At 71.3% G+C, this 17,454-nt stretch carries 22 protein-coding genes; 6 read left to right on the top strand and 16 right to left on the bottom strand.

The features are described from left to right. Window positions 1–5: 5 nt before the first annotated feature. The 12 genes from VGD70_RS12710 to VGD70_RS12765 all read right to left on the bottom strand — a co-directional run bounded on the left by VGD70_RS12710 (window position 6) and on the right by VGD70_RS12765 (window position 8,645). Window positions 6–971: an AraC family transcriptional regulator gene (locus VGD70_RS12710; protein WP_331081349.1), complete on the bottom strand. Its 966-nt coding sequence runs from the start codon at window positions 969–971 to the stop codon at window positions 6–8. A gap of 72 nt (window positions 972–1,043) precedes the next feature. Further along, complete coding sequence (locus tag VGD70_RS12715) at window positions 1,044–1,334, bottom strand: putative quinol monooxygenase (RefSeq protein WP_331081351.1); 291 nt, start codon at window positions 1,332–1,334, stop codon at window positions 1,044–1,046. A gap of 12 nt (window positions 1,335–1,346) precedes the next feature. Further along, window positions 1,347–2,051: an iron-sulfur cluster assembly protein gene (locus VGD70_RS12720; RefSeq protein WP_331081353.1), complete on the bottom strand. Its 705-nt coding sequence runs from the start codon at window positions 2,049–2,051 to the stop codon at window positions 1,347–1,349. Continuing rightward, window positions 2,048–3,250, bottom strand: a complete 1,203-nt coding sequence (locus VGD70_RS12725) for an NAD(P)/FAD-dependent oxidoreductase (RefSeq protein ID WP_331081355.1) — start codon at window positions 3,248–3,250, stop codon at window positions 2,048–2,050. The genes VGD70_RS12720 and VGD70_RS12725 overlap by 4 nt, the downstream gene beginning before the upstream one ends. Continuing rightward, window positions 3,247–3,558, bottom strand: coding sequence for a Rieske 2Fe-2S domain-containing protein (locus tag VGD70_RS12730; RefSeq protein ID WP_331081357.1), 312 nt, complete (start codon window positions 3,556–3,558; stop codon window positions 3,247–3,249). The genes VGD70_RS12725 and VGD70_RS12730 overlap by 4 nt, the downstream gene beginning before the upstream one ends. An 8-nt stretch (window positions 3,559–3,566) precedes the next feature. Then, a complete protein-coding gene (locus VGD70_RS12735) occupies window positions 3,567–4,592 on the bottom strand; it encodes a toluene hydroxylase (RefSeq protein WP_331081359.1) in 1,026 nt (341 codons plus the stop codon). Then, a complete protein-coding gene (locus VGD70_RS12740) occupies window positions 4,589–4,891 on the bottom strand; it encodes an MmoB/DmpM family protein (RefSeq protein ID WP_331081361.1) in 303 nt (100 codons plus the stop codon). The genes VGD70_RS12735 and VGD70_RS12740 overlap by 4 nt, the downstream gene beginning before the upstream one ends. Beyond that, entirely contained in the window at window positions 4,888–5,190 is a 303-nt protein-coding gene (locus VGD70_RS12745; protein WP_331081363.1) for a toluene-4-monooxygenase system B family protein, read from the bottom strand. Before VGD70_RS12745 ends, VGD70_RS12740 begins: the two co-directional genes overlap by 4 nt. Next, on the bottom strand, window positions 5,187–6,713 hold the full coding sequence (locus tag VGD70_RS12750) for a toluene monooxygenase (protein ID WP_331081365.1): 1,527 nt from the start codon (window positions 6,711–6,713) through the stop codon (window positions 5,187–5,189). Before VGD70_RS12750 ends, VGD70_RS12745 begins: the two co-directional genes overlap by 4 nt. A 15-nt stretch (window positions 6,714–6,728) precedes the next feature. Beyond that, entirely contained in the window at window positions 6,729–7,193 is a 465-nt protein-coding gene (locus tag VGD70_RS12755) for a nuclear transport factor 2 family protein (RefSeq protein WP_331081367.1), read from the bottom strand. A 7-nt stretch (window positions 7,194–7,200) separates the two neighbouring features. Continuing rightward, window positions 7,201–7,629 (bottom strand): nuclear transport factor 2 family protein, encoded by a 429-nt coding sequence (locus VGD70_RS12760; protein ID WP_331081369.1) that lies wholly within the window; start codon window positions 7,627–7,629, stop codon window positions 7,201–7,203. Then, the gene (locus tag VGD70_RS12765) at window positions 7,626–8,645 is read right to left on the bottom strand and encodes a DJ-1/PfpI family protein (RefSeq protein ID WP_331081371.1); all 1,020 of its coding nucleotides are present in this window, start codon (window positions 8,643–8,645) and stop codon (window positions 7,626–7,628) included. Before VGD70_RS12765 ends, VGD70_RS12760 begins: the two co-directional genes overlap by 4 nt. Window positions 8,646–8,758: 113 nt before the next feature. On the opposite strand from VGD70_RS12765, the gene VGD70_RS12770 reads away from it, so the two are divergent. Continuing rightward, window positions 8,759–9,481, top strand: coding sequence for a type 1 glutamine amidotransferase domain-containing protein (locus VGD70_RS12770; RefSeq protein ID WP_331081373.1), 723 nt, complete (start codon window positions 8,759–8,761; stop codon window positions 9,479–9,481). Here the strand turns inward: VGD70_RS12770 and VGD70_RS12775 are convergent. After that, window positions 9,403–10,374, bottom strand: coding sequence for an AraC family transcriptional regulator (locus tag VGD70_RS12775; protein WP_331081375.1), 972 nt, complete (start codon window positions 10,372–10,374; stop codon window positions 9,403–9,405). The two genes, VGD70_RS12770 and VGD70_RS12775, sit on opposite strands and share 79 nt — an antisense overlap. A 150-nt stretch (window positions 10,375–10,524) precedes the next feature. Then, complete coding sequence (locus tag VGD70_RS12780) at window positions 10,525–11,274, bottom strand: SDR family oxidoreductase (protein ID WP_331081377.1); 750 nt, start codon at window positions 11,272–11,274, stop codon at window positions 10,525–10,527. 193 nt (window positions 11,275–11,467) lie between these two features. On the opposite strand from VGD70_RS12780, the gene VGD70_RS12785 reads away from it, so the two are divergent. Then, entirely contained in the window at window positions 11,468–12,070 is a 603-nt protein-coding gene (locus VGD70_RS12785; protein ID WP_331081379.1) for a TetR/AcrR family transcriptional regulator, read from the top strand. 332 nt (window positions 12,071–12,402) lie between these two features. On the opposite strand, the gene VGD70_RS12790 is transcribed toward VGD70_RS12785, so the two are convergent. After that, the gene (locus tag VGD70_RS12790; RefSeq protein ID WP_331081381.1) at window positions 12,403–12,807 is read right to left on the bottom strand and encodes a DUF6098 family protein; all 405 of its coding nucleotides are present in this window, start codon (window positions 12,805–12,807) and stop codon (window positions 12,403–12,405) included. Between the two features lie 174 nt (window positions 12,808–12,981). Here VGD70_RS12790 and VGD70_RS12795 point away from each other — a divergent pair, with 174 nt between their 5' ends. Then, complete coding sequence (locus VGD70_RS12795) at window positions 12,982–13,482, top strand: hemerythrin domain-containing protein (protein ID WP_331081383.1); 501 nt, start codon at window positions 12,982–12,984, stop codon at window positions 13,480–13,482. Window positions 13,483–13,569: 87 nt separating this feature from the next. On the opposite strand, the gene VGD70_RS12800 is transcribed toward VGD70_RS12795, so the two are convergent. Beyond that, window positions 13,570–14,523, bottom strand: a complete 954-nt coding sequence (locus VGD70_RS12800; RefSeq protein ID WP_331081385.1) for a hypothetical protein — start codon at window positions 14,521–14,523, stop codon at window positions 13,570–13,572. Between the two features lie 208 nt (window positions 14,524–14,731). Between VGD70_RS12800 and VGD70_RS12805 the strand changes: the two genes are divergently transcribed. From VGD70_RS12805 to VGD70_RS12815, 3 genes are all read left to right on the top strand, one after another. Further along, window positions 14,732–16,291, top strand: a complete 1,560-nt coding sequence (locus tag VGD70_RS12805) for an MFS transporter (RefSeq protein WP_331081387.1) — start codon at window positions 14,732–14,734, stop codon at window positions 16,289–16,291. Between the two features lie 149 nt (window positions 16,292–16,440). Continuing rightward, window positions 16,441–16,878: a MarR family winged helix-turn-helix transcriptional regulator gene (locus VGD70_RS12810; RefSeq protein WP_331081389.1), complete on the top strand. Its 438-nt coding sequence runs from the start codon at window positions 16,441–16,443 to the stop codon at window positions 16,876–16,878. Further along, window positions 16,875–17,454, top strand: a 580-nt coding sequence (locus VGD70_RS12815; RefSeq protein WP_331081390.1) for an MFS transporter, incomplete at its 3' end; no start/stop codon positions are given. The genes VGD70_RS12810 and VGD70_RS12815, both read left to right, overlap by 4 nt.

Consider the following 17,454-nt stretch of genomic DNA (forward strand, 5'->3'; position numbering starts at 1 on the left):
ACCCGCTACCTCGCCTGGCCCGCGTGGTGCGTGCTGAGGTCCGTCGTCAGCGAGTTGAAGTCGCAGTACGCACGCGGCGAGAGGCCGAACCGCTTGCGGAACTCGTTGATGAAGTGGGACGGGTTGGGATAGCCGACCGCCCGGGAGATGCCGGCCACCGTGCCGTCGCCGCGGACGAGGAGGTCCCGGGCGCGGGTGAGGCGCAGCTCCTTGACGAACTGGTACGGCGAGGTGCCCGTGGACTCCCGAAAAAGCGCGGTGAACGCGGACGGGCTCAGCGACGCGTGCTCGGCGAGGTCGGCGACCGTCAGCGGGTCGGACAGGTGCTCACGCGCGTACCGGATGACCCGCGCGATCGGGTCGTTGTGCTCCTGGTCGGCGGCGATACGGAGCAACCGGGCGTACTGGTCGGCCCGCAGCACGCGGTACACGATCTCCTGGAGGTACACGGGCGCGAGCACCCGCCGGTCCGGGCCGGTGGCGATCGCGCGGAGGAAGCGCAGCACCGAGCCCATCAGGTCGGAGTCGAGCGCCGAGACGAACGCCTGGCCGGCGTCGGCCTCGCGAGGCACGGGAACGGGCACGCTGCGCCGGTCGAGCATCTCGACGGAGACCTTGCGCACGATGGCCGGGTCGATCTGCAGCACGAACGACACGAACGGCTTCGTCACGCTCGCCTCGACGATCTCGGCGGTGAAGTGCAGGTTGCTGTTGAGCACGAGGTAGTGGAACGGGTCGTAGTGGTAGTGCTCGCCGTCGACCGTCACGCACTTGCGGCCCTGGGCGACCACGCACAGCGACAGGGACTGGACCTCTTCCCACGTGGGCGCCACCGGTCCGGTGAACCGGTACAGGGTGAGCCCCGGCCACAGCCCGGTGTTCGCGCCCCGCTCGGGGGCCCGCTCCAGCAGCGCGGCGACCAGGTCGCCTGACGTGATCCGCTCTTCCAGCGGGGTCGTCGCATGCGTCATTGCACACTCCCGATCCGACACCATCGCACGGTCGCGAACCCATGACTCTACGCGCCAGCGGGCCGGCCGGCGTCAGTCCAGCAGCTCGTAGGCCTTGACGCTGCGCTCGGCCAGGTTCGGCAGGGCCTCCCCGAGCACGTGGGTCCGGAACGCCTCCGTCTCGCGGTGCTCGGCGTAGCCGCTGGCGTCGGTGTACCTCTCGTACAGGACGAAGGTGTCCGGGTCGTCCACGCTCACGTGCGCGTGGAAGGCGAGCATCTTCTCCTCGGCCCGGTTGATCGGCGCCACCGTCGCCAGGATCTCCTTGATCCGCCCGGCCTGCCCGGGCTTGGCCCGCCAGGTCGCGATCACCACGTACGACACACGTCCTCCGTATCAGAAGCTGAACCCGATGGCCCGCAGCTGCTCGCGCCCGTCGGCGGTGATGTCGGCCGGCCGCCACGCCGGCAGCCACTGCCACTCGACCCGGAAGCCGGTGCCCGCGAGCGCCGTGCGGATCTGGTCCTCCATGATCTTGGTGAGCGGGCACGCGGCCGAGGTGAGCGTCATCGTGACGACGGCGATGTCGCCGGCGATCGCCACGTCCCGCACGAAGCCCAGGTCGACGATGTTCACGCCGAGGTCCGGGTCGATGACCTCGTACAACGCCTCGCGGACGGCGTCGGCACGCGCGTCCGGCACCCGCGGCGTGGGCACCGCCGGCGGCGACGGCGCCGGCAGCGGCTCGGCGGCCGGCAGGTCCACGAGGGCCGCCGGGCGCAGCTCGACGCGCACGTCGGCGGTCGGCGAGGCGATCCAGTCCGCCTTGCCGTGCGCCTTGCGCCGCACGCGCACGATGTCCTCGGCCTCCTGCGCCGACCCGCCGGCGACGACCAGCAGCTCGGCGGCGATGCCCGCCCGCTCGGCGCGGACCAGCGCCTTGTCCAGCACCCGCGCCACCGGCTCGCAGGTGCGGCCCGGGCCGAGCCGGAGCTTGGCCACCGCCCGGACCACGGGCAGGCCACGGACGGCGTCGAGCGCCGCGCGGGCGTCCGCGGCCACGACCCGCGTCTGCCGCTCGCACACCGCCAGGTTCGTCATGACACGACCGCCCTGAGCATCTGCTTGAGCGGCACCGACTCGTCCCGCAGCTGGTCGGCCGTCACCTCGTGCGGGGTGTGCAGGATCCGGCGCACGGCCAGCACGTCGCCCGGGCGGTTGAGCGCGATCACCGCGTCGATCCGGCCGTCGGTCAGCGAGAACGCGGCGAACCGCTGCTCCTCGACCGAGCCGCGGACGACGAGGTCGTCGAGGTCGCGGGCGCGGCCGACGGACTGGAGCGTGTGGTCGTACTGGTCGGACCAGAACCAGTGCGCGTCGGTGTGCGGGACGGCCTCGCCGGTGAGGTTGGCGGCCACCGCCCGGCCCTGCCGCAGCGCGTTGTCGTGGTGCTCGACGCGGACCCGCACACCGTGGTGCAGCTGGGCGGCCACGTCGCCGAGGGCGTACACGTCGGGGGCCGAGGTCCGGCCGTACTCGTCGACGAGGATGCCGTCACCGGTGGCGATCCCCGCGGCGGCGGCCAGCTCGAGGTTGGGCCGCGCGCCGACCCCGACGAGCAGCAGGTCGCACTCCATGCGGTGGCCGAGGTTGGACGTCAGCACCAGCCCGTCCGCGGTGCGGTCCATCGACTCGACGTACTCGCCGGTCCGCACCTCGACACCGCGGGCGCGGTGGATGTCGAGCAGCGCGGCGCCGATCCGCGCGCCGAGGGCGCGGGCCAGCGGCGCCGGTTCCGGCTCGAAGATCGTCACCTGCTTGCCGAGCGCCACGGCCGAGGAGGCGACCTCGCAGCCGATGAACCCGGCGCCGAGGATCACCAGCCGCGACGCGCCGGCCAGCTCGGCCCGCAGCCGGCGGGCGTCGGCGACCGTGCGCAGGTGGTGGACCCGCTCGCCGTCGAACCCGGGCAGCCGCCGCGCCCGCAGGCCCGTGGCCAGCACCAGCGCGTCGTAGTCCACCTCGTCACCGTCGGCGAGGCGAACCGTGCGGCCGCCGAGGTCCAGGGCGGTCGCACGGTTGCCGAGACGCAGCTCGACGCCGTTGTCGGCGTACCACTGCGTGCCGCGGGCCGGTGCCACGTCGGCGCCGCCGAGGAACTCCTTCGACAGCGGCGGCCGCTCGTAGGGCGGCTCGGGCTCGTCGGCCACGAGCACGATCTCCCCGTCGAGCCCGCGCTTGCGCAGACCCGCGGCGGTCGACGCCGAGGCGACCCCACCGCCCACGAGCACAACTCTCACGAGACATCCACCTCGATCACTCCGTCGGTCACCCGGCACGGGAAGTCCGTGAGCCGGCAGTTGTCCGGGTTCACGCCCGAGCCACTCCTGGCATCAAACACCCACAGGTGCCGGGCGCAGGTGATCTCGGTGCCGTCGAAGTCTCCCTCGGAGAGCTCCCACTGCTGGTGCGGGCAGCGGTTGCGGTAGGCGCGGAGCTCCCCGTCCACGTTGACGAGCAGCACCTTCTCCGGGCCGACCGTCACCCCCGCCATGTCGCCCTCCCACAGCTCGTCGAGGTCCATCGCCGCCTGCCACCGACCGGTCATCGCACCGCTCATCGAGTCGCGGCCAGTCCGTCCTCGAGCTGGCCGAACAACCGTGCGTGCAGCGCGTCCCGGGCGGCCCGGGCCCCCGCCACCACCTCCTCGGCCGGGCGGCCGCGCTCCGGGTGGGTCTCCAGCAGGCTGCCGAGCCCCCGCGCCGCGGCGTCGGCGACCGGGGTCCACCGGTCGATCCAGCGCTGGAGCACCTCGGCGTTCTCCGGCCGCTGCCGCAGGCAGAACGTCGCCAGCGCGGCGCTCCAGCGGGCCCGCCGGTCGCTGTCGGTCCGCAGGAACGAGGCGAGCAACCACGACAGCTCGTCGCCCTGGTCGCGGGACACCTCACGGAACTGGCGCAACAACACGTCGTCCAGGGTGGGGGCAAGCACTAGATTCATGGCCGTAAACGCCTCGCCCCAGTCGTAGGTGACGAGTGCCTTCTCGATCGCCCGGCGCGCGGGCTGCCACGCCTCGTCGTCCTCCCACCGGCCGCGCTCGGCCGTGCCGATGCCGGCATCCGGGTGGCCGACCTGCAGCTCACGGGTGCGGTAGGCGATGAGCGTGACCCGCCGCAGCAGGTCCGCGGTGGCGAAGCCGGCCGCGTTGGTGACGTAGGACGTCGGCGCCATGTACCCGATGTAGGCCTGCACCTGCTGGCAGCCGTGCACCAGGAACCGGGACGGGGTGAACATCGCGCCGAGCAACGCCACCTGGCCGGGCGAGAGCGCGGCGTCCGCGTACTCCTCGAGGACCCGGGCGGCGGTGGCCTCCGCGTCGGACTGGAGGGTGACGTACGCGCGGTAGGTCAGCTTGTCCGGGTCGCGGAAGGACTCCCAGTCCTCGGCACGCAGGGGGGAGTTGTCCCGGTAGGTGAGGAACCACAGGTTGGCCGGCGAGGACGGGTTCTGCTCGAACGCGGCCGACCGGTTGGTGCGGGTCGTCCAGTTCTGGGCGTGGGTCATGATCTCGTACTCGCTGGGCATCCGGCGCACGTCACCGAACGCGCTGAACGTGCGCCGCCGCTTCGACTGACCGGTCACGACAGGGCTCCTTCTCGCCGTGCGGACACTTTCTCCCAGGTGATCGAGTCGCTGCCGGTGATGATGCGGCCGCTGAAGGACGGCATCATCGCCTCCAGCGAACGGATGCGGAACTCCGCACCGAGGTAGCGGCGCAGCGACTCCTGGGTCACCACCACCCGGTCCTCGCCCTGCACCCGCACGTAGGAGCCGCGGTCGATCACCTCGATCTCCTGGCCCGGGTTGTCGTCCTCGATCGCCGCGATGACCTGGTCGATCTCGTCGCCCATCCGCAGGACGGGCCCGACGGGGTTCTTCATGAGATCGCCTCCGGCCGGTCGTACTCCACCCGCACGTGTTCGAGCGGGCCGATGCCGGCCTCGGCGACCGTCATCTCCGGTGGCAGCCGCCTTCCGTTGTGGAACACGACTTTCTCGAACGGCAGCGCGCGAACGCGCTTGCCCTCCACGTGGTGCGCGACCGCCGCGGCGACCTCACGCATGGTGTTCGCGGTGGTCACCGGCACCAGGATCTGCACGAAGTCGGTCGCGAAGATCGCGTTGAGCGGCACCAGCTGCGGCGCCTGGTCCTCGATGCCCAGCTCGGCTGTCTCGGTCATGACTGCTCACCGCCGGCGAGCGCGAGGCCGGTCGCGGCGCGCTCGGTGTAGTCCTTGGTCCACGCCGCGTAGTCCGGGTCGTCGCCCATCACGTCCGGCGAGAGGCCCATGTAGTTGAGGATGCCGCCGACGTCCATCGGCTGGATCTGCCCGGCGAGGAACCGGTCGATGACCGTCTCGTGGTTGACGTTGTCCCGGTCCTTCCACCAGATCTGCCGGCACGCGTTGGTGCAGAAGTGGTAGGTCCGCCCGTCGTAGGACAACGGCCAGTCGCGGACCCGCCAGGAGCCGTCCCGCGACTGGGTGGCGTTGCAGCACGGCAGGTGGCACATGCTGCACAGCCACGGCAGCGTCTCGGGCAGCGTGGCCTCGACGTTGTTGGCGTTGATGTTGTCGATCAGCACGTCCCACTTGTCGCCGTAGAGCTTCTCCCAGTTGGGGTACTTCTCGGCGAGCCACTCGCGCTCGTCCTTGCTCACCGCCGCCTTCGGCCGCCACCACAGCGTCGGCCGCCAGTACCACAGGCCCATGTGCAGCGCGTGGTGCCAGGTGTCCAGGCCCCGCATGAACTCGTCCCAGAACCAGGGCTTCTTCAGCCCGTAGTCCTCGACCGTGCGGATGAACTGGTCGATGATCCACTCCTCCATGAACTCCCGGTAGGACTGCTTGCGGTGCGCCAGCGGGGTGTAGTAGTCCATGGCGGGCCCGGTGAGCGCGGCGAACGCGCGGGCCGAGCCCCAGAAGCTCTTGTCGATGATCCACTGCGCGCGCACCGGGTCGTGCTCGACGAGGATCTCCAGCGTCGGGCCGCCCTGCTGGGAGTGGCGCGCCTCGTCGGTCTGGATCGAGGAGATCATGTTGGCGAAGTTCACGTCGCCGGACTCGAGCGCGTCCGCGGACAGCGCGACGAACTGGAGGTTGGTGAAGCCGGTCTCGAACGTGAACGGCAGCTCGACGGCGAGGTCGACCACGTTGGGCGCGATCATCATGCCGTCGAACAGGTTCCGCAGCGAGATCGGCACCCAGTCGTTGGTGTGGAACGTCTTCTGCGTCCAGTCGTACTGCGGGTCGCGGCCGATGAGCTCGTGGCCGAAGAACGTGGTGATCTGGGCGTGGCGCAGCTCGTCGAGCTGGCCGAACGTCGCCATGTTGCGCCACGCCCCGTTGAGGCCGAACCGCGCCATCTTCAGCTCACCGAGCACCGCCGCGTACTCGACCAGGGCGACGCCGCCGAAGTGCATCTTGGTGGAGGACTTCCAGCCCTCGTCGAGCGTGTCGAACGCGGCGGAGCGCTGCAGCGCCGCCTTCACCGCGTACACCGACGACTCCTTCTCCCGCTGGGTCGCCACGTACTCGGGGTAGGAGACCTTGTAGTCCTCCTCCCACGTCCGCCACGCCTCGCGCGGCACCTTGCCGGTGCCGCAGTGCCACTCGGGGAAGACCGCCTCGTCGTCGACGTACCGGAACGTCCAGTCGACCTCACGAACGAAGTGCTGCCACTCCTCGCGCTTGCGCAGTGCCATGCCCGCGTCCCTTCCCTAGTCGACTTCGAGGTGGCCCAGCTGCCGGTTGATGCCGGCGCCGTTCCAGTACGCGCGGATGCCGTCGATGCGCCCGTCACCGTCCACGTGGAACAGGAACAGGTGCGGCTCGCTGAACTTCTTGCCCTGCGCGGCGATCGGGCCCCACGCGATCTGCTGGGTGCCGCCGATGTCGCAGGTGACCACGACGTCGTGGTCGTTGGCGTCGAGGGTGTGCACCTCGTTGAACAGGTCCGGGAAGGAGTTGATCAGGCCGGACCAGAGGACCTTGCCGACCGTGCCGACCGTGCCGTCGCCGCGGATCACCCGCTGCTTGCCCCAGACCTCGAACGGGATGTAGGAGAAGTCCGCGTTGTCCGAGCACAGCTCGGTCATCGCGTCGACGTCGTGGCGGTTGTAGGCGTCGAAGAACGCGGTGACGACCTCGGCGGCGGTTGTCGTGGTCTCTGCTGTGGTGGTCATGTCTCCCTCACACGATCGCGATCTGGTCGAGGCGCTTGACGGCGAGCCGGCGGTAGAGCTGGTTCTGGCACCAGTAGGCGTCGAGGCCGGCGATGTGGTCGTCCCGGACGGTGAACCGCCACGCCTGGTCGACGTCGAGGTGCTTCTCCTGGTTGACCACGCCGGCGTAGTCGGTGGCCTGGGTGCCCTCGACCTTCAGCTCGGCGGTCACCACCCGGCCGGTCTCGACGACCTGCCGCACGGTGAGCCGCAGGTCGGGGAACGCGGCGACCAGCTCGGCCAGCATCGCGCGCAGGTCCGCGGAACCGCCGTCCCGCACGCCGAGCGGGTGGACGGTGACCGTCACCGAACCGTCCACAACGGACATCGCGGCGTCGACGTCACGCAGGGCCAGCGCGTTGAGGAAGGCGCGGACGGTGTCTGCCGGGGTACTCATCGGACCTCCAGTGCCTTCAGCACCGCGTCGGCGGTGGCCTCGGTCGAGCCCGGGTTCTGGCCGGTGATGAGGTTGCGGTCCACGACGACGTGCGACACCCACGCGGCCGGCCCGTCGTCGAACACCGCGCCCGCGTTCTTCAGCGCCGTGTCGACGTACCAGGGCAGGCCGAGCCGGCCGGGCACCGTCTGGTCCTCCTCCTCGTCGGTGAAGCAGGTCATCCGGTAGCCGTCGAACAGCCACTGGCCGTCGTCGCGCTCGGGCGCGGACAGCAGCAGCGCCGGCCCGTGGCAGAGCGCGGCGACCGGCGCGCCCTTGGCGTGCAGGCTCGCGAGCAGCCGGGTGACGTCCGGGTTGTCGGCGAGGTCGACCATCGGCCCGTGCCCACCCGGGGCGAACACCGCGTCGAACCCGGCCAGCTGCTCGTCGCTGAGCGCGGACAGCGCGACCGGCTCGCGGAAACCGGGAATCGCGTCCAGCCGCTGCTTGCGCTCGGCGGCGAGCGCGCGGCCCGCTTCCTCGAGCTCGTCCACAGCGGACCGCAGCTCGTCCCTGGACAGCCCCCCGGTCAGGTCCTCGTCGACCAGCACGTCGACGAGCGGGCGGTCCGCGCGCCAGGCGATCTTCGCCGCGCGGCTGACCAACGCGTGGGCGTCGGCCGCGGACATCCCGCGTGCCTTGAGCCGCTCGGCGATCCGGCGCGCGGCGACCAGGCCCAGCTCGGTCGTCTGGTGGAGGGTGATCCGGATGTCGTCGGGGTCGTGGTGGAAGGTGCGGGTCACGGAGCCGAAGAAGTCCATGTCCTCGTCGGGGTAGTGGAAGAACCCCTCGAGGCCGTACGGGTCGGCGAAGGGCGCCCGCCCGTCGGGCGTCAGCACGACGACGTCCGCGCCGGCCGCGGTGAACCTCTCGTAGGGCTTGAGCGCCTCCTCGGCGAAGTAGCCGGTCGGGTGGGCGCTTCCGTCGGCGAGTCGGATCTCCTGCGCACTGGACACGAGGTAAGCGATGCGAGGCATGGTCCGGACGCTACGGCGGCGTGATGCCCGACACATCGAAGATTCCAACGGGGGATGTGCGGATTCCTGCACGTCCCTTGGTCCCGGCCGGCACGCGCTGCTGAACTGGCGCGATGACACGAGTTCTGTTCGCCGTATCCGGCTCGGACCACTGGACGCTCGCCGACGGCACCCGCCACCCGTGCGGGTACTGGCCGGAGGAGCTGGCGGTGCCGCACGAGCTCTTCCGCGCCGCGGGCTTCGACCTCACGGTGGCCACCCCGGGTGCGGTGGCGCCCACCGCCGACGAGGCCGGCTACTCGCCCGAGATGAACGGCGGCTCGGCCGCCCCGGGGCGGCGGTTCCGCGCGTACCTCGACGCCATCGCCACGGAGCTCGCCGACGCCGCGGACCTGGACTCGTTGTCGGCCAACGACTTCGACCTGGTGTTCGTCCCGGGTGGACACGGCCCGATGGAGGATCTGGCCGTCTCCGCGCGGTTCGGCGCGCTGGTGGCGGAGTTCACCGCGCAGGACAAGCCGGTCGCCGCCGTCTGCCACGGCCCGGCCGCGTTGCTGCCCGCCACCGGCGACGGCGGCTGGCTGTTCGCCGGCCGGCGGGTCACCGGGTTCAGCAACGTGGAGGAGGCCCAGGTCGGGTTCGCCGACCGCGCGCCCTGGCTGCTCGAGGACCGGCTGGCGGCCGGCGGCGGGAGGTTCGAGGCCGGCGAGGGCCCGTGGCAGCCGCACGTGGTGGCCGACGGGAACCTCTACACCGGTCAGAACCCGGCGTCCTCCGCGCCGCTGGCCGAGCTTCTCGTGCGCGAGCTCTCCCCGGTGCGCGCCAGGGCGCAGTAGGTGCGCGGGGTCATGCCGAAGCGGTCGCGGAACTCGTTGATGAAGTGTGACGCGCTCGAGTAGCCCACCGCGCGGGAGACCTGGGTGACGCTCAGCTCGCCCTCGGCGAGCAGCTCCCTGGCCCGGTTGAGCCGGATCTCCTTCACGAACTGGTAGGGCGACTTGCCGGTGACGTCGCGGAAGAGATGCGAGAACGCCGACGGGCTCAGCGCCACCCGCTCCGCCAGGTCGCTCACGGTGAGCGGCTCGGAGATGTTGGCCCGGACGTGCGCGATGACCTCGCTGACCGGGTTGCCGACGTCCGCGGACGCGGCCAGCTCCAGCAGCCGCGCGTACTGCTCGGCCTGCAGCACCCGGTAGACCATCTCCCGCAGGTAGATCGGCGCGAGCACCCGCCGGTCGGCCCCGGTGTGGGTGGCGCGCAGGAAGCGCATCGTCGCGCCCATCAGGTCGCAGTCCAGCGCGGTGACGAACGCCTGCTCACCACCGGCGCCGGGCGGGCGGGCGAAGGTCGTCGTGCGGCGTTCCAGGATGTCCGCGGTGACCCGGCGCACCAGCGTGGGGTCGATCTGCAGCACGAGCGAGAGGAACGGCTTCGCCGGCGTCGCCTCGAGGATCTCGGCCTGGAAGTGCAGGCTGCTGCTGAGCACGAGGTAGTTGAACGGGTCGTAGGAGAACCGCCGGCCGTCGACCACGACGCCCTTGCGCCCCTGGGCGACGATGCACAGCGACAGCGACCGCACCTCCTCCCACCGCGGCGCGACCGGGGCGGCGAACCGGTAGAACGTGAGCCCCGGCCACCCGTCCTGGTTCGCCCCGGCGACGGGGGTGCGCGCGAGGATCTGCGCGACCAGGTCGTCGGAGGTGTGCACCTGGTCGCGGGGCCGGCTCATCGGGCGGCCGGCACATGCGTTGTGGCCACGGCTCCGACGGTATGGCCCGGGCGGCCCGCCGGTGGTGTGGATTCCGGCTGACCTCGTGCGGATTCCGCCACGATCCGCCCAGAACGTCACGCTCAGAACGTCACGCTCAGAACGTCGCGGTCAGAACGTCGTCGTCATGCCTCCGTCGACGGCGATGGTCTGGCCGGTGACGAACGACGCGGTGTCGCCGGCCAGGAAGACCACGACGCCCGCGATCTCCTCCGGCCGGCCCCAGCGGCCGAGCGCGGTGCGGGTCCGCAGCCACTCGGTCCACCACGGATCCTCGGCGAACTGGGCGTTGCCCTCGGTGGCGAACGTGCCCGGCGCCCCCGCGTTGACCGTGATGCCGCTGGGCCCGAGGTCGGCGGCGAGCGCCCTCGTGAGCCCGTCGAGCCCGGCCTTGACCGTGCCGTACGCGACGTCGCCCGCCCGGCCGAGCTGGCCCAGCACCGACGAGACGTTGATGATCCGGCCGGCCACCCCGCGGCCGGTCAGGCCGCGGGCGACGGTCTGGCTCAGCGCGTACGCGCTGGTCAGGTGGACGTCCAGCATCCGGGCGAGGTCCGCCGGCGTCAGCGTGTCGACCCCCCGCCGGTCGCGGTGGCCGACGTTGTTGACCAGCACGTCGACCTCGCCGAGCGCGGCGACCGCCTGCTGGGCCGCGTCGAGGTGGGTGACGTCGAACGCGGCGCCGGCGACGTCGAACCCCTCGGCCCGCAGCCCCGCCACCACGCCGTCGAGCGTCGAGGGATCGCGCCCGTTGAGCACCACCCGCGCACCCGCCCTGGCCAGGCCGCGGGCCATCGCGAGGCCAAGCCCGCGCACCGACCCGGTGACCAGCGCGGTGCGCCCCGCGAGTGAGAAGTCCATCCCGTCCCCTGCCTGCCGGACCGTCCTACTCGAACAGGCCGGACACCCTGATGTGTCCGAAGTAGACGCCGAACCTCGCTCAGCTCGTGCCGACCGATCGTTCGGCGGGTAGCGTGACACGGCAGTCCGACAGACGTCAAGGCCACGGCTACACTACGAACGTCCGGTAGGTAGCTGCGAGGACGAGGTGACAGTGCCGCGCCAGAGGAACGACGCCCGAGCCCCCTACGGCCTCGACGACATCGTCGACATCGCGGTCGGCGTGTTCCTGGAACGGGGCTACGACGGCACGTCCATGGGCGACCTCGCGAAGGCCGCCGACATCACCAAGTCCAGCTTCTACTACCACGTCACCAGCAAGGAGGAGCTGTTCGAGCGCGGTGTCGGGCGCGCGCTCGACGCGCTGTTCGGCGTACTCGATGAGCCCGGTTCGCTGCGCGGCACCGCCATCGAGCGGATCCGGCACATCGTGCGCCGCACGGTCGAGATCGTCACCGAGCGGCTGCCCGAGGTGGCGCTGCTGGTGCGCACGCACGGCAAGACCGAGGCGGAGAAGCGCGCGCTGGAGCGGCGGCGGGAGTTCGACCGCACGATGACGAGGCTCGCCCGCCAGGCCGTCCGGGACGGCGACCTGCGCGCGAACCTCGACCCCGGCCTGTTCACCCGGCTGGTGCTCGGCATGGCCGTCTCGGTGGTCGAGTGGTACCGGCCGGAGGGCAAGGTCCGGGCCACGGTTCTCGTCGACGCCGTGGAGGCGCTGGTGTTCGACAGTCCACTGTGGAGCCCGGACGCCTGACCGAACGTACGGAGGCCGGCGGCGGTTCACCGCGCGAAGGGAAGCGCCGATGCCGCGGGCCTGCATCGTCGAGGACGATCGGCTGCGCCCCGAGTCGGCGGAATGACGTGCGCGGCGTATTTCGGCGTTCGCGTATTCCGCCACCCGGCGAGGCCTAAATTCGGTGTTCGCGCCATTTCGTCACTCAATGGTGTGTTGACGGGAATTCATATCGGCGGCCGTGCCGGGCGGGGGCGTATATTCGGTGGCAGGCCGGCCGCTGGGACACCCCTCCATCAGTTTCCCTTCTCCTCGGCCGGCCGCTTACCTCCCCGGCGTCCTGACCCGCGGTGTCAGGACGTCGTCCATCGCTCGTGGAGCCGGCCGCGGTAGTGCTCCCGCGCCTGCCGCACCATCGACTCCGACAACCACGCGATCGGCCGGACGTCGGCGAGCAGGGGCTCGTTCGCCGGCCCGTGGTCCACCACCTTGCCGATCAGCACCCACGGCCGGGCGTCGGCCGCCACGTCGCGGAGGCACTGACACAGCCGCCGCGCCACCCAGTCCTCCGGCGGCAACGTCCACCACCCGGGCTGCTTCAGTGGGTTCGCCGACAGGCCGGACATCGGCAGTCCGCTCTCGTAGTCGATGCTCGGCCGGGCCGCGTCGGCGGCCGGGCTCGGGGAGCAGCGCAGGTAGATGGACTGGGCATGGGTTATCAGAAAGACCAGCTCCTCGAGGCGCTCGAGGGTCGGCATTCTCTCGGGGTCATCGCCATGATCGTCCATGCCCGCCGGTGTGCCCAAACCACGCCGCGGGGAAACGTGTCGGTCCGAACTCGACACTCGATCGGCGCGGGCGGGCGGGTTTCCGCCCCCGCGGAACGGGTACCCGCCACCGCCGAGCCCGCCCCGCCCTGAAGGGACGCCCCGATGTCGACCGACGCGATCGTGCTGCTGAAGCAGGACCACAAGGAGATCCGCAAGCTGTTCCGCGAGTTCGACCAGACCGGCAAGACCGCCGTGAAAACCAAGGGAAAGATCGTCGACCGCATCCTGGAAGCGCTTACGGTGCACACGTATCTGGAGAACGAGTGCATGTACCCCTCGGTTCGCGAGCTCCTGCCCGACCTCGAGGAGGAGGTGTTGGAGTCCTACGAGGAACACCACGTCGCCGACGTGCTCTGCATGGAGCTCGCCGCGATGAGCCCCGACAACGAGCGGTTCGACGCCAAGACGACCGTCCTCATCGAGAACGTGACCCACCACATCGATGAGGAGGAGCAGGACTGGTTCCCCAAGGTCCGCGCGGGCCTGAGCCGCAAGCAGCTCCAGGAGATCGGCGCGCGCATGATCGAGCTGCGCGCGAAGGCACCTCGCAAGCCCTACCAGCCGGGCGCGGTGAAGAAGGTGGCCGACGCCATCCTGTCCTGACCGTCACGGGGCGGCGCGCGTGACCGTCCACATGGGAGGGACGAGGGTGGCGAGCTTCGCGTCGGCCATGGCCTCGGTGACCGTCGCTCAGCCGAACTCGGAGATCTCGAACACGCCGATGTCGTCGGCGCTCGTGCCCTGGTCGGGCACGGTCTGGTTGAGCGATGCCTCGACCGCCACCCAGCCGTGGAAGCCACCGTCGCTGTCGATGATCTGCAGCATCGGCTTGACGTGGGAGTTGCCGGTGTAGCAGGTCTCGCCGCGGCCGTCGGCCAGCGACGTTCGCCAGTGCCACATCGTGTCGCGCCGGTCGGTGCTCGTGGTGTTGGCGGTGGACAGGTAGTACTCGGTGCCGGTGGTCCGCGCGCCGAGGCAGCGGCTGCTCGCGCACGGGTCCCAGCCCAGGACCCAGAACGGGTTGCCGGATCCCTCGTCCAGGTACGGGGTGCCGGCGTTGGTCTTCCACAGGTGGTAGTCGTGCTTGAGCTTGGTGTGGTCGAACGCGGCGACCTGGGCCATCGACGCCCGCGCGGTCCACGCCGCGTTGCTGCCGTAGCCGAACCCGTGCGTGGCCCCGAACGAGCTGCCCTGGTAGGTCAGCTTGGCGAGCTTGCCGCTGATCGGCTGGCTCACCTGCCACTGCTCCCAGCCGTTGCCGGTCCAGGTGATGCGCAGCGTCGTGCCGGTCACCGTGTACGTGCCGGAGAGGTGGTCGGGCTGGCTGCTCGCCTCGTAGCCGTTCGCCGTCCGCACCACGCAGTCGCGGGCCACGCAGTTGGCCGCCCGCACGCCGGTGGAGGTCCGGACCACGCGTTCGCGTTGGGACCAATGGAAATGCGACTCGGTGACCTGCCCGCCAGCGGTGAACGAGTACGTGCCGAGCCGGACCCAGTTCGTCCGCGAGCTCACCGACAGGCCGCCGATCGCGACCGTGAACCGCGACATCCCACCCGGCGCGGCGCCGGCCGCAACGGTGAGGACACCCAGGAGCAGCACGACCGCCCCGGCCACGCCGACGAGACGGATTCCGGCCTTGCGCATGCGACCCTCCGAGCCCCGACGCCACCCGGTCCCGTCAAGGATGGCACCGCCGTCAAGCTTTGACCAACCCCCGAACGACCACGTTATTGAGGAACCTGGCCCCACCAGCCGGGCAGCGCCGAAAAGAAATCTCGCCGTCGATGTCGAAAGGCGACGTGCCGGTCCGACGTGTTGGTGACAAGCGACGATCGAGACACGAGGACGGGTCATGAACGTGGAGACGAAGACGGTCGCCGGCCGGCGCGAGTGGATCGGGCTGGCCGTGCTCGCGCTGCCGACCCTGCTGCTGTCGTTGGACATGAGCGTGCTGCACCTCGCGGTGCCACACCTCGCCGCTGATCTGCGGCCGAGCGGCACCGAGCTGCTCTGGATCATCGACATCTACGGTTTCATGATCGCCGGGTTCCTGGTGACCATGGGGACGCTGGGCGACCGGATCGGGCGCCGGAAGCTGCTGATGATCGGCGGCGCCGCGTTCGGCCTGGCCTCGATCGGGGCGGCGTTCGCGACGAGCCCGGCCATGCTCATCGGGGCGCGGGCCCTGCTGGGGGTCGCCGGGGCGACGCTGATGCCCTCGACGCTGGCGCTGATCAGCAACATGTTCGCCGACCCGAAGCAGCGCGGCACCGCGATCGCGGTGTGGATGAGCTGCTTCATGGGCGGGATGGTGATCGGGCCGGTCGTCGGCGGCCTGCTCCTGGACGTCGCCTGGTGGGGCGCGGTGTTCCTGATGGCCGTCCCGGTCATGGTGCTGCTGCTGGTCGCCGCGCCGAAGCTGCTGCCGGAGTACCGCGACGAGCAGGCCGGACGGCTCGACCTGGCCAGCGTCGCGCTGTCGCTCGGCACGATCCTGCCGGTGATCTTCGCGCTGAAGGAGATCGCCAAGGGCGGCCCGGACCTGCGCAACGTCGTCGCGCTGGCGGCCGGCCTGGGCCTCGGCACGGTGTTCGTGCGGCGCCAGCAGCGACTGGCCGACCCGATGCTGGACCTGAGCCTGTTCCGCAACCGCACGTTCACCGCGGCACTGAGCATCATGCTCGTCGGCGCGATCACCATGGGTGGCGTCTTCCTGCTGGTCAGCCAGTACCTCCAGCTGGTCGAGGGCCTCACGGCGTTCCAGGCGGGGCTGGCGCTGGTGCCGCAGGCCGGTGCCGTAGTGGTCGGGTCGCTGATCGCGCCGCGGCTGGCCCGGCGGATCCGGCCGGAGTTCGTGCTCGGCTTCGGCATGCTCGTCGCCGCGGTGGGGATCCTGCTGTTCACCCAGCTCGGTGCGGGCAACGGGGTCGTGCTGGTGGTGCTCGGCATGTCGGTCGCCGGGTTCGGGATGGGGCCGCAGGGCGTGCTGTGCACCGAGATGGTGGTCGGCTCGGTGCCGGCCAGCAGGGCCGGCGCGGCCTCGGCGATGTCGGAGACCAGCGGCGAGTTCGGGATCGCGCTGGGGATCGCGGTGTTCGGCAGCGTCGGCACCGCCGTCTACCGCAACGACCTGACCGTGCCCGCGCAGCTCCCCACCCACGCGGCGGCGGAGGCCACCGACAGCCTGGCCGGCGCGCTCAACGCCGCCACCGGCCTCGACGGCCGGCTCGCCGAGAGCCTGCTGACCCCGGCGCGGGAGGCCTTCACCAGCGGGCTGCACACGGTCGCCGCCATCGGCGTCGCCATGGTGGTCACCTTCGCGGTGATCGGCATGGTCGCACTCCGCAAGTCCCGCCCGGCGCAGGCCGAGCCCACCCCGGTGACCGAGCCCGAGGTGGCCGTCGCGTACTGACCCGGAAACCATTCCGGAGCAGCCGACCCGAACCCGCGGGCGCCCGACCACCTGGTCGGGCGCCCGCGGCGCCGGGCGGAGCGATTCTTTCAGGCGTAACTGCGCAGTTGAAACTGGACAGTCTTACCTGACGTTATTACCGTGGTGGTATGGACGAGGTCTCGGCGTCCGCCGTCCGCGCCGCGCGGGACGTGCGGGTGGTGTTCAGCCGGCTGCGCCGCCGGCTCAGGGAGGTGGCCGCCACCCAGGGCCTCACGCCGTCGCAGACCTCGGTGCTCAGCCGGCTGGGCAACGACGGCGCCTCGTCGGCCAGCGCTCTCGCCGCCGCCGAGCAGGTCCGGCCGCAGTCGATGGCCACCACGCTCGCGGCGCTCGACGAGCACGGGCTGATCCACCGCCATCCCGATCCCTACGACGGCCGCCGGCAGCTGGTCACGTTGACCGCCGCCGGCCGCAGGCGCCTCGAGGGTGACCGGCAGGCCCGGCAGGAATGGCTGGCCCGCGCATTGCAGGACCGCTACACGGACAAGGAGCGCCGGCTCGTCATCGAGGCGCTCGGCCTGCTGGAACGGCTCACCAGCGAATGATCGCGTCGCTCACGCGGTTCGCACGGTCGCTGCGCCGGCCGCGGGAGGGGTTCGACCGCAGGCTGCTCGCCCCGATGATCCTCGGGGCGGTGCTGAACCCGGTGAACTCGTCGATCATCGCGGTGGCGCTGGTGCCGATCGGGGTGGCGTTCGGCGCGCCGCCGTCGCAGACCGCGTGGCTGGTGTCCGCGCTGTACCTGGCCACCGCGATCGGCCAGCCCGTCGTCGGGCGGCTGGTCGACATCCACGGACCCCGGCCGCTCTACCTCATCGGCACCGGCCTCGCGGGGATCGCCGGCGTCCTCGGGACAGTTGCCCCGTCGCTCGGCGTGCTGGTCGTCGCGCGCGTGCTGCTCGGCTTCGGCACGTGCGCCGGCTATCCGGCCGCGATGTACCTCATCCGCAGCGAGTCGCAGCGCACCGGCCACGACAGCCCCGCCGGGGTCCTGACCACGCTCGCGGTCGCCAGCCAGACCGTGGCCGTCATCGGTCCCACCGCCGGCGGGCTGCTGATCGGTTTGGGCGGCTGGCGCACCACGTTCGCCGTCAACATCCCGCTGTCCCTGGCCTGCCTCG

The sequence above is a fragment of the Actinophytocola sp. genome, assembly GCF_036402745.1.
Lineage (GTDB): Bacteria > Actinomycetota > Actinomycetes > Mycobacteriales > Pseudonocardiaceae > Actinophytocola.

Bases quoted from the DNA above. Each gene is read 5' to 3' on its own strand.
- VGD70_RS12710 (WP_331081349.1), bottom strand. From the start codon at position 971: ATGACGCATGCGACGACCCCGCTGGAAGAGCGGATCACGTCAGGCGAC.
- VGD70_RS12720 (WP_331081353.1), bottom strand. From the start codon at position 2,051: ATGACGAACCTGGCGGTGTGCGAGCGGCAGACGCGGGTCGTGGCCGCG.
- VGD70_RS12730 (WP_331081357.1), bottom strand. From the start codon at position 3,558: ATGACCGGTCGGTGGCAGGCGGCGATGGACCTCGACGAGCTGTGGGAG.
- VGD70_RS12740 (WP_331081361.1), bottom strand. From the start codon at position 4,891: ATGAAGAACCCCGTCGGGCCCGTCCTGCGGATGGGCGACGAGATCGAC.
- VGD70_RS12745 (WP_331081363.1), bottom strand. From the start codon at position 5,190: ATGACCGAGACAGCCGAGCTGGGCATCGAGGACCAGGCGCCGCAGCTG.
- VGD70_RS12750 (WP_331081365.1), bottom strand. From the start codon at position 6,713: ATGGCACTGCGCAAGCGCGAGGAGTGGCAGCACTTCGTTCGTGAGGTC.
- VGD70_RS12755 (WP_331081367.1), bottom strand. From the start codon at position 7,193: ATGACCACCACAGCAGAGACCACGACAACCGCCGCCGAGGTCGTCACC.
- VGD70_RS12760 (WP_331081369.1), bottom strand. From the start codon at position 7,629: ATGAGTACCCCGGCAGACACCGTCCGCGCCTTCCTCAACGCGCTGGCC.
- VGD70_RS12765 (WP_331081371.1), bottom strand. From the start codon at position 8,645: ATGCCTCGCATCGCTTACCTCGTGTCCAGTGCGCAGGAGATCCGACTC.
- VGD70_RS12770 (WP_331081373.1), top strand. From the start codon at position 8,759: ATGACACGAGTTCTGTTCGCCGTATCCGGCTCGGACCACTGGACGCTC.
- VGD70_RS12775 (WP_331081375.1), bottom strand. From the start codon at position 10,374: ATGAGCCGGCCCCGCGACCAGGTGCACACCTCCGACGACCTGGTCGCG.
- VGD70_RS12780 (WP_331081377.1), bottom strand. From the start codon at position 11,274: ATGGACTTCTCACTCGCGGGGCGCACCGCGCTGGTCACCGGGTCGGTG.
- VGD70_RS12790 (WP_331081381.1), bottom strand. From the start codon at position 12,807: ATGCCGACCCTCGAGCGCCTCGAGGAGCTGGTCTTTCTGATAACCCAT.
- VGD70_RS12795 (WP_331081383.1), top strand. From the start codon at position 12,982: ATGTCGACCGACGCGATCGTGCTGCTGAAGCAGGACCACAAGGAGATC.
- VGD70_RS12800 (WP_331081385.1), bottom strand. From the start codon at position 14,523: ATGCGCAAGGCCGGAATCCGTCTCGTCGGCGTGGCCGGGGCGGTCGTG.
- VGD70_RS12805 (WP_331081387.1), top strand. From the start codon at position 14,732: ATGAACGTGGAGACGAAGACGGTCGCCGGCCGGCGCGAGTGGATCGGG.
- VGD70_RS12810 (WP_331081389.1), top strand. From the start codon at position 16,441: ATGGACGAGGTCTCGGCGTCCGCCGTCCGCGCCGCGCGGGACGTGCGG.